Below are 14,365 nucleotides of genomic sequence, written 5' to 3'. Positions count from 1 at the left end.
GCGGCATGACCGACTTCGCGCACGATGTCATCACCCTCACCGGAGCACGCGAGAACAACCTGAAGAACGTCACCCTGCGCATCCCGAAAGGCCGGCTGACCGTGTTCACCGGCGTTTCGGGGTCGGGGAAGTCGTCCGTCGTCTTCGACACGATCGCGGTGGAGTCGCAGCGCCAGCTGAACGAGACGTTCCCGTGGTTCGTCCGCAACCGGCTGCCCAAGTACGAACGGCCGCACGCGGACGGACTGCAGGACCTCTCCCCCGCGATCGTCGTCGACCAGCGGCCGGTCGGCGGCCACTCCCGATCCACCGTCGGCACCATGACGGACGTCTACTCGGTGATCCGGGTGCTGTTCTCCCGGCACGGCACGCCGAGCGCCGGGTCGGCGGCGGCCTACTCGTTCAACGACCCGTCGGGCATGTGCCCCGAGTGCGACGGTCTCGGCCGGGCGGTGCGGCCCGACTGGGACCGCATCCTGGACCCGGATCGTTCCCTCGCCGGCGGGGCGGTCCGCTTCCCGCCGTTCGCGGCCGGGACCTGGCAGGGGCAGGCGTACACCAACAGCGCCGAACTGGACGCGGACAAGCCGGTGGGGCGGTTCACCGCCGCCGAACGGGAGTTTCTGATGCGTGGGCGGCCCGGCAGCAAGGTCACCGTCAACGGCAGCGGTGGCGCCTGGTCCACCGACTACGAGGGGCTGGCCGACCGTTTCGAGCGGCTGTACCTGAAGCGGGACCTGTCGGGCATGAGCCAGAAAACCCGCGATCTGGTCCGGGAGTTCCTGGTGGAGGGCGTCTGCCCGGCCTGCCGGGGAGCCCGGCTGGGCGCGGCGGCGCTCGCGACCCGGATCGACGGCCGGTCGATCGCCGACTGCGCACGGATGCAGGTCACCGACCTCATCGCCGTACTGAAGGAGATCGACGACCCGGTGGCCGGGCCCGTCGCGGGGGCGGCGGTGGCCGCGCTGGAGCGCATCGAGGCGATCGGGCTCGGCTATCTCAGCCTCGACCGGGAGACCGCCACGCTCAGCGGCGGGGAGGGGCAGCGGCTGAAGACCGTGCGGCACCTCGGCTCCAGCCTGAGCGGGATGACGTACATCTTCGACGAGCCGAGCGTCGGCCTGCACCCGCGGGACGTGGGCCGGCTCGGCGACCTGCTGCTGCGGCTGCGCGACAAGGGCAACACGGTGCTGGTGGTCGAGCACGACCCGGACGTCATCGCGCTGGCCGACCACGTCGTCGACATGGGGCCGGGGGCCGGTGCCGGGGGCGGCACGGTGGTGTTCGAAGGGACGCCGGGCGAGCTGGCCGCGTCGGGCACGCTCACCGGGCGGTGCCTGCGCCGCCGTACGGCGGTCAAGGACGAGGTGCGGCAGGCCACCGGCGAACTGTGGGTCAAGGGCGCCGGCCGGCACAACCTGCGGGACGTGACCGTACGGTTCCCGGCCGGCGTGCTCACGGCCGTCACCGGGGTGGCGGGCTCCGGGAAGAGCACGCTGGTCGGGGAGTTCGCCGCCGCGCACCCGGACGCTGTGGTGGTCGACCAGTCCTCGATCGGGATCTCGGCCCGGTCCACCCCGGCGACGTACCTGGGGATCATGGACGCGGTACGGAAGATCTTCGCCCGCCGGACGGGAGCCGCGGCGGGCCTGTTCAGCTTCAACTCCGGCGGCGCCTGCGGCACCTGCGAGGGCCGGGGGATCATCTACACCGACCTCGCCTTCATGGACCCGGTGACGACGACCTGCCACGACTGCGAGGGGCGGCGCTTCAAGGAGGAGGTGCTGCGGCTGACCGTGGGGGGCCGGTCCATCGCCGACGTCCTGGAGATGACCGCCGAACAGGCCCTCGACTTCTTCGACGACCCGGGCGTACGGCGCCGGCTGCGCGCCCTGCGGGACGTCGGGCTGACGTATCTGACCCTCGGCCAGCCCCTCTCCACGCTCTCCGGCGGCGAACGCCAGCGCATCAAGCTGGCCACGCGGCTGCACCGGACGGGCGCGGTCTACGTCCTCGACGAGCCGACGACCGGACTGCACATGGCGGATGTGGACGGGCTGGTCTCCCTGCTGGACCGGCTGGTCGACACGGGCAACACGGTCCTCGTCGTCGAGCACAACCTGGACGTGGTCGCCCGGGCCGACTGGGTGATCGACCTCGGCCCGGACGGCGGCCGGGACGGCGGCGAGATCGTCTTCGAGGGGACGCCGCGCCGGCTCCTGGAAGCGGCGGGATCGTTCACCGGGGAGCACCTGAGGCGGGCGCTGGGCTCGGCGGACGTTCCTCCCGAGGCCGTCGCGCCGGCGTGACGGGCCGTCGCCCGTCCAGGTGTGTGTGCGGTGGCCCCGTGGGGTGGTCCGACGTTCCGCCGTCCGATCACGGTGGTCGCCGGGGGCCTTCCGCCCGGGTCGGGAGCCGACGGTGAGACGGGCGGTTCGGCGGTGCTGCGCCGGATCGGGCGCTGCCATGACGCCACCGGCGGGCTCAGGACCCGCGGGTGCACGGTCCCGCCCGGCAGAGCGGCCGACCGGCCGCGGCATGGGCGCGCTCGGGTCGGACGACGTCGGGCGCGCCCGGGGGTGGGTCGGGGCCGCGCCGGGGGGTGTCCGTCCTCGGAACGGCGCGACCAGGTCACCTAGCGGCTGACTGGCGTTGTACGCGCCGCCCGCTGCGGGCGGACACCCCCCGACACGGCCCCTTACGCGCGACTCCGGGCCGAAGCGTGCGGGACCCGGCTGGAGCCCCTGCCCGGGCCGAGACGAAACCGAAGCCACCCCCAGGCCCCGGACGAGGCCACGCCGGAGCCGAGGAGGGGCGGGCCGGAGTCGGGGCCGGTGGTCTGTGCGCCTCGCCGGGAGGCTGGGGGCCGTTCAGGCTCCTCCGGGGCCGGTGGCCGGCCGTCTCGGGCCGTTCAGGGCCGGACCGTGTGCAGCGTGACCTGCCCCGGGGGTGTCCTCCCCTGGGATCGCCCTGCATGATGGGCGGCTGACGCCCGATGGGTTCCGGTCGATCCCGGAGGTCTTGTCGGTGCGGTCCAGACACGTCCCATCCGATACGGAGTCACGCTCGTGCCCAGCAAGAAGGCCCTCGTCCGCCGCCCCAGCCCGCGCCTCGCCGAGGGGCTGGTGACACACATCGAGCGGGAGAAGGTCGACGCCGACCTCGCGGTCGAGCAGTGGGAGGCGTACGTGGAGGCACTGCGCACGCACGGCTGGGAGACCATCGAGGTGGACCCGGCCGATGACTGCCCGGACTCGGTGTTCGTCGAGGACACGGTCGTGATGTACAAGAACGTCGCGCTGATCTCGCGCCCGGGCGCCGGCTCCCGGCGCGACGAGACCGCCGGGGTCGAGGAGGCCGTGGCCGGACTGGGCTGCTCCGTGAACTGGATCTGGGAGCCGGGCACGCTGGAGGGCGGCGACGTACTGAAGATCGGCGACACGGTGTACGTGGGCCGCGGCGGCCGCACCAACGCCGCCGGCGTACGGCAGCTGCGAGCCGCCTTCGAGCCGCTGGGCGCCCGGGTCGTCTCCGTGCCGGTGAGCAAGGTGCTGCACCTGAAGTCGGCGGTCACCGCCCTGCCGGACGGAACGGTCATCGGGCACATCCCGAAGATGGACGTGCCGTCGCTGTTCGCGCGCTTCCTGCCGGTGCCGGAGGAGTCCGGGTCGCACGTCGTGCTGCTCGGCGGTGACAAGCTGCTGATGGCGGCCAGCGCCCCGAAGACCGCCGAGCTGTTCAAGGACCTCGGGTACGAACCGGTCGTCGTGGACATCAGTGAGTTCGAGAAGCTGGAGGGATGTGTGACGTGCCTCTCGGTGCGACTGCGGGAGCTGTACGCCTGACCAGGTGGACAAAACGCCCGTTCGGCCCTCGACCTGCGTGTCCGGAAGCCGCGCCGCCGCATCGGCGACCCCGCTGATCAGCGGCCTTTACAGCATCCTTAACCTACGGACTCGTAACCTACGGCAACGTAGCCTACGATGCCGTAGGTTTCCGCTCACCCCTCGTACGTATGTCCCCTGGAGAGTCCATGACGATCACCACTCCCCACCTCGGCAGCCCCGCCGGCGCCTGGACCGACGCCCAGCTGCTGTACGCACTGGAGGAAGTGGTCGAGAAGGAACTCAACCGGCATCTGCAGGTCGCCAAGGACTGGATGCCTCACGAGTATGTGCCGTGGAGCGACGGACGCAACTTCCCCGGCCTCTTCGAGGACGGCGAGGCCTGGGAGAAGGAGCAGTCCAAGGTCACGGAGATCGGCCGCATCGCGCTCGTCGTCAACCTGCTGACCGAGGACAACCTGCCCAGCTACCACCACGAGATCGCCTCGCTGTTCGGCCGTGACGGCGCCTGGGGCACCTGGGTGCACCGCTGGACGGCGGAGGAGGGCCGGCACGGCATCGTGATGCGGGACTACCTGCTCACCTCGCGCGCCGTCGACCCGGACCAGCTGGAACGGTTCCGCATGTCGCACATGAGCGAGGGCTTCGAGTCGGACAACCGCCACTCGATGCTGCACTCGGTCGCCTACGTCGCCTTCCAGGAGCTGGCCACCCGCATCTCGCACCGCAACACCGGCCACCAGTCCGGTGACCCCCTCTGCGACCGCATGCTGTCCCGGATCGCGACCGACGAGAACCTGCACATGGTCTTCTACCGGAACCTGCTGAAGGCGGCGTTCGAGCTCGCGCCGGACCTGACCATGCAGGCCGTGCGCGACGTGGTCGTGAACTTCCGGATGCCCGGTCACGGCATCCCCGGCTTCGAGCGGGCCGCCGCGCAGATGGCGATCGGCGAGGTCTACAACCTCCGCATCCACCACGACGACGTGCTCCAGCCCGTGCTGCGCTTCCTGAAGATCATGGAGATCGACGGCCTGGGCCCCGAGGGCCGCAAGGCGCAGGAGGAGCTCGGCCTGTTCATGGGCGGCCTGGACTCCGAGGCGTCGAAGTTCGACGAGAAGCTGGCCGCCCGCAAGGCCCGGATGGCCGCCCGGGCCGGCGCCTGACGGCACACCGGCCCCCACGGCCCGATCGTGAGGCCCCGACCGCCACGAGCGGCCGGGGCCTCACGGCGTTCCGGGTGGCTAGCGCGAGGTCCGGCGCAGCTCCAGACGTTCCTTCTCCGACAGGCCGCCCCAGACACCGAAGCGCTCGTCGTTGCTCAGCGCGTAGTCGAGGCAGGCCGCCTGGATCGGGCACATTCCGCAGATCCGCTTCGCCTCCCGTACCGAACTGCCCGGCTCGGGGAAGAAGAAGTCCGCCCCGGTCTGCGCGCACAACGCTTCCTGCTGCCAGGCGAGTTCGGGCGAGGTGATCGTGTCGATGTGCATGACCAGCAGCGTCGCGGTCGGTGAAAAACGTTCGATCAACGCGGGATCAACGCGCGTTCACGGGCCCCCGGCCGTCTCGATGGTGGCCTGCCGGGCAAGGCGACGCACGGCGGCGCGCGGGAGCACGGGGAACACGCCGTCGGCGCTCCGGCGGCGGCTGTCAGTGGGCGGTGCGAGACTCGGCAGAGAGACGACGGGACTCTCTACGAGGAGGGCCACGATGCTCACCACCCGTTATGTCACCGGAGCTCCGAACTGGATCGATCTCGGCACCCCCGACATCGACGGCGCCGCCGCCTTCTACGGGGAGCTGTTCGGCTGGCGGTTCCAGCCGGGCGGCCCCGAGGCCGGGGGGTACGGTCTCTTCCAGCTCGACGGCAGGACCGCGGCCGGCGGCATGCAGACCACGCCGGAGCAGGGCCCGCCCTCCTGGACGGCCTACTTCCAGACCCCGGACGCGGACGCCACGGCGAAGGCGGCCGAGCAGGCGCGCGGCTCGGTGCTGACGCAGCCCATGGACGTGCGGGACCTGGGCCGCATGGCGATCCTCGCCGACCGGGCGGGGGTGCGCTTCGGCCTGTGGCAGCCCGGCCGCAACAAGGGCCTGGAGGTCGTCCAGGAGCACGGCTCGCTGTGCTGGCTGGAGCTGTACACGGCGGACGTCCCCGCAGCGGCCGCCTTCTACCACTCCGTGCTCGGCCTGGAGACCTTCCCACTCGACTTCCCCGGCGGCACCTACACCACCCTCGTCCCCGCCGGAGAGAGCGAGGACGCCATGTTCGGCGGTGTCGTACCACTGGCCGACGACCCGGGCGAGGAGGAGGCGTACTGGCTGCCGTACTTCGAGGTCACCGACCCGGACGCCGTCGTCGCCAGGACGCGGGAGCTGGGCGGCGCGATCCGCATGCCCGCCACCGACCTGCCGGGCGCCGGCCGCCTGGCCAAACTCGCCGACCCCTACGGGGCACGCTTCGCGGTGATCCGCAGCGAGCCGCGATCGGACTGAGGCGCTACGCCGACGCCCGCCGTACCAGCGTCGTGGGCAGGACCACGCTGGAGGGTGTGCCGCCGACGCCCTGGGCACCGTCCCCGTGCGGGGTCCCGCGGTCGAGGCTGCGGAGCAGCAGGCGGGCCATGAGGCGGCCCATCTCCTCGATGTCCTGACGGACCGTCGTGAGGGGCGGGTCGGCCTGTTCCGCCAGGGGCAGCATGTCGTCGAAGCCGATCACGGCCACGTCCTCGGGCACGCGGCGGCCGGACTCGCGCAGGACGCGCAGTGCACCGGAGGCCGTGAGGTCGTTGGCGGCGAACACCGCGTCCACGTCCGGGCAGTGCTCGAGGAGTTCCCGCATGGCCCGCTCGCCCCCGGCGGGCGTGAAGTCGGCCTCGGCGATCAGGCGCGGGTCGGCGTCCACCATGACGTCCCGGTAGCCGTCGAGCCGGTCCACCGCCGACGTCTGGTCCAGTGCGCCGGTGATGTGCGCGATACGGGTGCGGCCGAGGCCGGCGAGGTGGCGGACGGCGTCGCGCGCGCCGCCGCGGTTGTCGCTGTCGACGTACACCACGCCGCGCCGGTCGCCGCGCCAGCCGGGCCGTCCGCCGAAGACCGTGGGGACACCGGCCCGCTGGATCAGCTCCGGCAGCGGGTCGTCGAGGTGCAGGGAGAAGACCAGGGCCCCGTCGACATGGCCGCCCGCGAGGTACCGGCCGACCCGGGCGTGATCGTCCCGGCCCTCCGTGAGCAGCAGGACCATCTGGTTGTCGTGGGCGGTGAGCTCCTTGCTGATGCCGCGCAGCTGGAGTGCGAAGAACGGGTCGGCGAACACCCGGGTCTCGGGTTCGGCGACGACGACCGCGACCGCGTCGTGCCGCCGGGTCACCAGGCTGCGGGCGGCCTGGTTGGGCACGTATCCGAGCTCCTCGACCGCCTTGCGGACCCGCTCGACGAGGACGTCCCTGACCCCGTCCCCGCCGTTGACCACGCGTGACACGGTGGCCCGCGAGACACCGGCCCGGGCGGCCACGGCCTCCAGGGTGGGACGCGGCGCTGTGTCGGTCACTTCGGGGCTCCTCACCTGCGGATGCGGATCAGGATAGCCCCGGGGACCCCGCGTGGTGAGAGCGCTCTCGTGCGCCTCCGGGAGCGACCGGCCCCAGGCGCCCGTCAGTGCTCGTGGCCCCCCGCCGGTGGCTGCTCCCCGTGCTCGTGCGGGTCGTACCCGGGGATCGTCCCGTCCGGTTTCTTCACCAGGAACAGCCCGACCATCCCCATGTCGGAGTGGCTCTGCACGTGGCAGTGGTACATCCAGGCGCCCGCGCCGACCCCCTCCCCCGCGATCACCTGGAAGCCGAACGAGTCGGCCGGGCCCGTGATCTTGTTGTCGATGACCTGACTGGGGTCGTCGGGTCCGGTCAGCATGCCCGTGCGGTTGTCCGCCCAGCGGTGACCGTGCATGTGGAACGTGTGGTAGAACTCGCCGTGCGTGATCACGACGAACTCGACCCGGTCACCCACCGTGGCCTCGAAGTCCGGCCCGGAGTGTGGTGGCCTGTTGTTGATGCGCATGTCGTTGAAGACGACGGTGTGCGTGCGGTCGGGCAGGACGTCGCCCTTGCGGCGGACGATCACCGGGCCGTACAGGCCCTTCTGGAGCCCCTGCGTGCCGTGTTCCGTGCCGACGACGTGGTCGTGGTAGTGCCAGTAGCCCGCGCTGCCCGCCCGCCAGGTGCCGTCCTTGCGGCGGCCCGGGGCGTGGGTGCGCCAGGTGTAGGTGCGGGTGCCGCCGGGCTCGACGTGACTGCGGTTCAGTTTCGTGCCGTCGCTGGTGATCTCGTAGTCCAGGCCGTGGACGTGCAGGCTCACCGCCACGTCCATGGTGTTCTCGAACTCGACGTGCAGCGTGTCGCCTTCGTTGAGTTCGATCAGCGGGCCGGGGATGCTCGCCTTGCCCTTCTCCAGGCCGTACCCCATCTGCCCGTCGGGGAGCTTCTCGGCGTACAGCTTGATGCGCTTCACCTCGCCTCCGGCGGGTGCCGTCTTCGCCGGTCCGTCGGCGCTGATGGCCTCCGGCGCCACGGACAACGATGTCGCGACGGCCGCGCCGCCCAGCAGCACGCGCCGATTGAAGCTGCGTCTGTCCATGCGGAACTCCCCACCCTGATAAGGCTTTTACGGAGGCGTACCTGTGATGAACCTGTGCGACGGTACCGGCCGCGCTCCCGTTTATCCACACTCAAGACAAAGTTGGGGTCATCCCGGTCATAGGTATTGGCGAGCCGCGCAAAGGGGTTTAGCTTCCTTGGCGGTGTTGCTGTGACCGAGGAGGTGCCCATGCACTTACGAGGGTTGAGCAAGAGAAGACGCGTCTGGGCGGTCTCCGTGACCGCCGGAGTCGTGACCGCCGGCCTGCTGTCGGGGCCCGCCGCGAACGCGCGGCCGTATCCGGAACCCCCGCTGACAACGATGTCGATCAAGTCGCCGCCGGGCGGCGCGAACGTACGGGTGCTGATCTTCCACGGTTCCGCGGCGGCCGGGGAGGAGTCGCCGGTCGTGAACGCCGGGATCGAGGCCATCGAGGAGATCGGGCTGTCGGGCCCGGAGAACCGCCGCTTCAAGGTGCAAGCCACCGACGACGCCTCGGTGTTCACCGACGGGACGAGGCTCGGCCGCTTCAACGCGATCGTGTTCCTGACCGGCGGGGGCGACGTCCTCGACGCGGAGCAGGAGGCCGGGCTGGAGGCGTACATGGAGGCCGGCGGCGGATTCGTCGGCATCCATGACGCGGCCCGCGCGGAGCCGTACTCGGACTGGTTCACCGGGCTGGTGGGCGCCCGCCCGGCCGCGGCGAGTCCTGCGGCCGTGCAGCGGGCGACCGTGGAGGTCGGCGACCGCCGGCACCCGGCGACCAAGGACCTGCCGGTGCAGTGGAAACGCCCGGACAAGTGGCTGAACTGGGTGAAGAACCCGTCGGGCGATGTCCATACGGTGGCCAGGGTCAGGGAGTCGACCTACCAGCCCGGTTCGGGCTCCAACGGCTGGGACCATCCGGTCAGCTGGTGCCGGGACTACGACGGCGGCCGCTCCTTCTACACCGGTATGGGCGGCACGGTGTCGTCGTACGACGAGACCGACTTCCGGGACCATCTGCGCGGTGCGCTGATGTGGACGACCCGGCTGGAGCAGGCCGACTGCAAGGCGACCATCAACGCCAACTACACGGCGGAGCGGCTGACCAAGCCCAATCAGCCGGGGCAGAACGACCAGATCGGCGAGCCGCACGGACTGGTCACCGCGCCCGACGGCCGGGTGTTCTACATCGGCCGGGGCGGCGCCGACGCCTCGCAGCCCGTCGTCACCGACTGGAACGACCCCGACATCGGCAAGGGCAAGGGCGAGATCCACGTCTACGACCCGAAGACCAAACAGGTGACCCTGGCGGGCGCGCTCACCGTCTTCGGCAACAAGGGCGGCGGGGACGAGCTGGTCAAGGTCGAGGAGGGCCTGCTCGGCATCGAGCTGGACCCGAAGTTCGAGCAGAACGGCTGGGTCTATCTGCACTACACGCCCCACGCGCAGATCAACCGCGACACGCGGATGGCCGAGCGGCGCGTCTCCCGGTTCACGCTCGACCGGGCCACGAACAAACTGGACCTGGCCAGCGAGAAGGTGCTGCTGAAGTGGCCGGTGCAGATCCACAGTTGCTGCCATTCGGGCGGCGGGCTGGCCTGGGATTCCAAGGGCAATCTGTACATCGCCACCGGTGACAACAACTCCAGCGGGTTCAGCGGCGGTTACTCGGGCAACAACCCGCAGCCCAACTACAAGGGCGTGTCCTTCGCCGACGCGCGCCGCACCGCCGGCAACACCAACAACCTCAACGGCAAGATCCTGCGCATCCACCCGGAGCCGGACGGGACGTACACGCTCCCCGAGGGCAACCTCTTCACCGGGAAGGAGACCGACGAGGGCGGGGGCAAGACGCGCGGCGAGATCTACGTGATGGGCGTACGGAACCCGGCACGTATCTTCGTCGACAAGTCGACCGACGTGCTGTACGCGGGCTGGGTCGGCCCGGACGCGAGCGCACCCTCGACGACCTGGGGCCCGGCCAAGTACGACACGTTCGCCGCCATCACCAAGGCGGGCAACCGGGGCTGGCCCTACTGCATGGGCAACAAGCAGCCCTACCGGGACCGCAATCTGCCGGACCCGTCCAAGCCGCTGGGCTGGTACGACTGCGACCACCCGAAGAACGAGTCGCCGAACAACGACGGCCTGGTCAACCTGCCGCCGGTCACCGGAAACAACATCTGGTACTCGCCGCAGGGCGGTGCGCCGGACTACCCGCGGGACGCGAACGGAGTCCCGTCGTACAAGCCGGAGGAGGCGACCTACCGGCTGCCCTGGCTGAAGGGCGGCGGCCAGGCCGCGATGAACGGCCCGGTCTACCGGTACGGCACGGCCGCGGCCGACAGTGCCGTGAAGTGGCCGGCGTACTGGGACGGCAAGTGGTTCGTCGGTGACTTCTACGACGCCGACCAGCCGCGCAACGCCGTGCTCATGGACCCGAAGACGCAAGGGGACGGAGGTCTGCCGGTGCACTCGGAGTCGCTGAAGAAGATCGTGCCGATCGGCAACGACGGCATCAAGAACCTCATGGACTGGAAGTTCGGTCCGGACGGCGCGCTGTACGTCCTCGACTACGGCCGCGGCTTCTTCACCTCGGACTCCAAGTCGGCACTCTGGCGGGTCACCTACAAGGGCGGCGGGCCGACCCCGGCCGCCGGTCAGCTGGCGAGGGGGACCGAGTGACCCGGCACGCGAGGATCTGGGCCGCCGTACTGGCCGCCCTGCTGGTGATGCTCGGCCTGCAGGCGATGCCCGCGGCCGGGCAGCCGAAGGCGGAGGCCGCCGAACAGGTGCTCACCTGGACGGCCGGCAACAACATCGACAAGTACCTCTCGGCGCCGAAGACGGCGGTCGCCGGCAAGGCCACGATCGTGTTCGAGAACAGTGTGGCCACCGGCAACACCACGGGCATGCCGCACACGCTGACGTTCGTGACCAGCGATCCCGAGTTCAACAGCGACGTGCAGCTCAACATCATGGCCAACCCGAACGACGCCCAGGGCGGCAAGTACACCGCCCAGGTCACGCTCACGCCCGGCCGGTACTTCTACCACTGCACGATCCCCGGCCACGGTCAGATGCAGGGCATCCTCGTGGTGACCGAGGGCACGGGCGAGGACACCACGGCGCCCGAGGCGTCGGCGCACGTCAGCGGGACGCAGAACACGCAGGGCCAGTACGTCGGTTCGGCGAGCGTGGCACTGCACGCCACCGACGAGGGCGGATCGGGCGTCGAGAGGATCGAGTACGCGATCGGCGACACGGGCGCCTGGCAGCCGTACACCGCGCCGGTCGTCGTCGACCAGGTCGGCGACCACAAGGTCCGCTACCGCGCGTTCGACAAGGCGGGGAACGTCTCCGCCGAGAAGAGCGCCGCGTTCACGGTCGTGGCGCCGCAGTCGGACGACACCACCGCGCCGGAGACCTCGGCGACCGTGGCCGGTGAGCGCGACCCCGACGGGGCGTACATCGCCATGGCGACGGTCACCGTCTCCGCCTCGGACACGGGCTCCGGGGTCAACACCATCGAGTACGCGGTGGGTTCCGGCGCCTGGCAGCCGTACACCGCGCCCGTGATGGTGCACGAGGTGGGGACGCACACGGTCCGCTACCGCGCCACCGACAAGGCGGGCAACGTGGCGGCCGAGAAGAGCGTGCAGTTCAAGGTCGTGGCGGCATCCCCGCAGGACACCACCCCGCCGGTGACGGGCGTGACCGTGGAGGGCACGAAGAATTCCGACGGCGCGTACGTCAACAGCGCCCGGGTGACCGTCACGGCGACCGACGAGCACGGCTCGGGCGTGGAGAGGACCGAGTACTCGCTGGACGGCGGTCCGTACCTCGCGTACACGGCCCCGGTGGTGGTCGACCGGGCGGGCGCGCACACCGTGGCGTACCGGGCGACCGACAAGGCGGGCAACACCTCGGCGGCACGCACCGTGACCTTCACCGTCGTCTCCGGGCAGGTGCCGGCGCCGAACTGCCCCGAGTACGACGAGCGGCTGACGGTGATCGTCGGCACGGTCGACTCGGGAGTGCGCAACCGGGTCACCGACAACCGCTGCCGGATCGGCGAGCTGATCGAGGACGAGAAGGAGTGGACGTCCCACGCGCTGTTCCTCAAGCACGTGACGTCCGTGCTGGACGAGCTGCTGAAGGACGGGGTGATCGACCAGCGGGAGTACAACGCCATCCGCAAGGCGGCCCGCCAGTCCGGCATCGGCAAGCCCGGGCAGACCGAGGGCTACCGCGCGCTCTTCGACGGCACCGCGGCCTCCCTCGCCAAGTGGCAGCAGGTGGGCGGTGGTTCGTTCGGGCTGAACCCCGACGGGACGATCACCTCCAGCACCACGACACCCGGCATGGGCATGCTGTGGTTCCCGCAGCGCAAGTACGGCGACTTCTCGCTGAAGCTCCAGTGGCGCGACGACGCACCCGGCACCGGCAACGCCAACTCGGGCGTGTTCGTGCGGTTCCCCTGGGTCCACGACCACCCGGAGGAGTCACGGCCGGAGTGGGTCGCCATCAAGTACGGGCACGAGGTGCAGGTGCTCGACCGGCCCGACGGCGACATGTACAAGACGGGCTCGGTCTACGGGTTCGACCGGGTGGGTCTCGCCGGTGCCGGCGTGACGCAGAAGGGCACCTGGAACGACTACGAGATCCGTGTGGTCGGCCAGCACTACTCGGTGTACCGCAACGGTGTGCTGATCAACGAGTTCGACAACACCGGCGGTCAGGAGTTCACCCCGCCCCGCTCGGACGACCCGGGCACGGACGGGCGGCGGTTCGCCTCCGGTTACATCGGGCTCCAGGTGCACTCCACCACGGATGTGGTGTCCTACCGGGACATCCGCATCAAGGAGTTGTAGGCCCCTCGGGCGCCTTCCTGGCCCTGCTCGGCTGTACCCGCCTCGGTTCTCCCGGCATCTTCGGATACTCGGGCGGGTACGGCAGGTCCCCGAGCCCGTGGTCGTGTTCGTCGCGGCGGGCGAGGTCGAGCAGGGACTCCAGGGAGTAGCGGTGGTCGTCCATGTCCGCGTGCACGTCGCCGAGTTCGGCGAAGCGCGCGGGCATGGTCGCGAGGTCGAAGTCCTGGGGGTGGGCGACCCCGACCTCGTCCCAGCGCAGGGGCGCGGAGACCGGGGCGTGCGGGCGGGGCCGCACCGAGTAGGCGGAGGCGATCGTGCGGTCGCGTGCCGTCTGGTTGTAGTCCACGAAGATCCGCTTTCCGCGCTCCTCCTTCCACCACTTGATGGTGACCTGCTCCGGCATGCGCCGCTCCATCTCCCGGCCGACGGCGATGGCGGCGCGCCGGACCTGGGTGAAGGTCCAGCGCGGTTCGATGGGCACGAAGACGTGCAGGCCGCGGCCGCCCGAGGTCTTGGGGAAACCGCGCAGGCCGCCGAACTCGTCGAGCACCGCCCGCAGTTCGTGAGCGGCGCGGACGGCGTCCTCGTAGTCCGTGCCGGGCTGCGGGTCGAGGTCGATACGGAGTTCGTCCGGGCGGTCGACGTCCCCGCGGCGCACCGGCCAGGGGTGGAAGGTGAGGGTGCCGAACTGGGCGGCCCACACCACCGCTCCGACCTCGGTCGGGCACATCTCGTCGGCGCTGCGGCCGCTGGGGAAGGTGATGTGCGCGGTCGGGATCCAGTCGGGCATGTTCTTCGGCGCCCGCTTCTGGAAGAAGTTCTCGCCGTTCACGCCCTCGGGGTAGCGCTCCAGGGTGGTCGGCCGGTCGCGCAGGGCGCGCAGGATGCCGGGGCCGACGGCGATGTAGTAGCGGGCCAGGTCCAGCTTGGTGAAGCCGCGCTCGGGGAAGAACAGCTTGTCCGGGCTGGACAGCCGCACGGTCCGCCCGCCTGCCTCCAGTTCCACCGCGTCACCCATGCGAGCCACGG

10 protein-coding genes are annotated in these 14,365 nt (G+C 70.8%); 6 read left to right on the top strand and 4 right to left on the bottom strand.

Annotated elements, in window-relative coordinates; translation table 11 throughout:
* Positions 1-5 precede the first annotated feature (5 nt).
* From SSQG_RS33155 to SSQG_RS33145, 3 genes are all read left to right on the top strand, one after another.
* Entirely contained in the window at positions 6-2,309 is a 2,304-nt protein-coding gene (locus SSQG_RS33155; RefSeq protein ID WP_003994341.1) for an ATP-binding cassette domain-containing protein, read from the top strand.
* 759 nt (positions 2,310-3,068) lie between these two features.
* Complete coding sequence (gene ddaH, locus SSQG_RS33150; RefSeq protein WP_003994340.1) at positions 3,069-3,845, top strand: dimethylargininase; 777 nt, start codon at positions 3,069-3,071, stop codon at positions 3,843-3,845.
* A gap of 188 nt (positions 3,846-4,033) precedes the next feature.
* Positions 4,034-5,011 (top strand): acyl-ACP desaturase, encoded by a 978-nt coding sequence (locus SSQG_RS33145; protein ID WP_003994339.1) that lies wholly within the window; start codon positions 4,034-4,036, stop codon positions 5,009-5,011.
* 78 nt (positions 5,012-5,089) lie between these two features.
* On the opposite strand, the gene SSQG_RS33140 is transcribed toward SSQG_RS33145, so the two are convergent.
* Complete coding sequence (locus SSQG_RS33140; RefSeq protein WP_052310490.1) at positions 5,090-5,335, bottom strand: WhiB family transcriptional regulator; 246 nt, start codon at positions 5,333-5,335, stop codon at positions 5,090-5,092.
* Positions 5,336-5,555: 220 nt separating this feature from the next.
* Here SSQG_RS33140 and SSQG_RS33135 point away from each other — a divergent pair, with 220 nt between their 5' ends.
* On the top strand, positions 5,556-6,341 hold the full coding sequence (locus SSQG_RS33135) for a VOC family protein (protein WP_003994336.1): 786 nt from the start codon (positions 5,556-5,558) through the stop codon (positions 6,339-6,341).
* Positions 6,342-6,345: 4 nt separating this feature from the next.
* Here the strand turns inward: SSQG_RS33135 and SSQG_RS33130 are convergent, their stop codons facing one another.
* The gene (locus SSQG_RS33130; protein ID WP_003994335.1) at positions 6,346-7,395 is read right to left on the bottom strand and encodes a LacI family DNA-binding transcriptional regulator; all 1,050 of its coding nucleotides are present in this window, start codon (positions 7,393-7,395) and stop codon (positions 6,346-6,348) included.
* Positions 7,396-7,499: 104 nt separating this feature from the next.
* Entirely contained in the window at positions 7,500-8,477 is a 978-nt protein-coding gene (locus SSQG_RS33125) for a multicopper oxidase domain-containing protein (RefSeq protein WP_003994334.1), read from the bottom strand.
* Positions 8,478-8,666: 189 nt separating this feature from the next.
* Here SSQG_RS33125 and SSQG_RS33120 point away from each other — a divergent pair, with 189 nt between their 5' ends.
* Both SSQG_RS33120 and SSQG_RS33115 read left to right on the top strand, forming a co-directional pair.
* Positions 8,667-11,147: a ThuA domain-containing protein gene (locus tag SSQG_RS33120; RefSeq protein ID WP_003994333.1), complete on the top strand. Its 2,481-nt coding sequence runs from the start codon at positions 8,667-8,669 to the stop codon at positions 11,145-11,147.
* A 47-nt stretch (positions 11,148-11,194) separates the two neighbouring features.
* Positions 11,195-13,336, top strand: a complete 2,142-nt coding sequence (locus SSQG_RS33115) for an OmpL47-type beta-barrel domain-containing protein (RefSeq protein ID WP_106434318.1) — start codon at positions 11,195-11,197, stop codon at positions 13,334-13,336.
* Here the strand turns inward: SSQG_RS33115 and ligD are convergent.
* Positions 13,323-14,354 (bottom strand): non-homologous end-joining DNA ligase, encoded by a 1,032-nt coding sequence (gene ligD, locus SSQG_RS33110; protein ID WP_003994331.1) that lies wholly within the window; start codon positions 14,352-14,354, stop codon positions 13,323-13,325. The two genes, SSQG_RS33115 and ligD, sit on opposite strands and share 14 nt — an antisense overlap.
* Positions 14,355-14,365: the final 11 nt, after the last annotated feature.

This window comes from Streptomyces viridochromogenes DSM 40736, assembly GCF_000158955.1.
In the GTDB taxonomy this organism is placed as follows: domain Bacteria; phylum Actinomycetota; class Actinomycetes; order Streptomycetales; family Streptomycetaceae; genus Streptomyces; species Streptomyces venetus.
This window is presented reverse-complemented; position numbering and strand designations above follow the sequence as displayed.

Excerpts from the sequence above, each read along its gene's own strand:
- SSQG_RS33115 (WP_106434318.1), top strand. The coding sequence starts at position 11,195 with ATGCTCGGCCTGCAGGCGATGCCCGCGGCCGGGCAGCCGAAGGCGGAG.
- SSQG_RS33120 (WP_003994333.1), top strand. The coding sequence starts at position 8,667 with ATGCACTTACGAGGGTTGAGCAAGAGAAGACGCGTCTGGGCGGTCTCC.
- SSQG_RS33145 (WP_003994339.1), top strand. The coding sequence starts at position 4,034 with ATGACGATCACCACTCCCCACCTCGGCAGCCCCGCCGGCGCCTGGACC.
- SSQG_RS33135 (WP_003994336.1), top strand. The coding sequence starts at position 5,556 with ATGCTCACCACCCGTTATGTCACCGGAGCTCCGAACTGGATCGATCTC.
- SSQG_RS33140 (WP_052310490.1), bottom strand. The coding sequence starts at position 5,335 with ATGCACATCGACACGATCACCTCGCCCGAACTCGCCTGGCAGCAGGAA.
- SSQG_RS33155 (WP_003994341.1), top strand. The coding sequence starts at position 6 with ATGACCGACTTCGCGCACGATGTCATCACCCTCACCGGAGCACGCGAG.
- ligD (WP_003994331.1), bottom strand. The coding sequence starts at position 14,354 with ATGGGTGACGCGGTGGAACTGGAGGCAGGCGGGCGGACCGTGCGGCTG.
- SSQG_RS33125 (WP_003994334.1), bottom strand. The coding sequence starts at position 8,477 with ATGGACAGACGCAGCTTCAATCGGCGCGTGCTGCTGGGCGGCGCGGCC.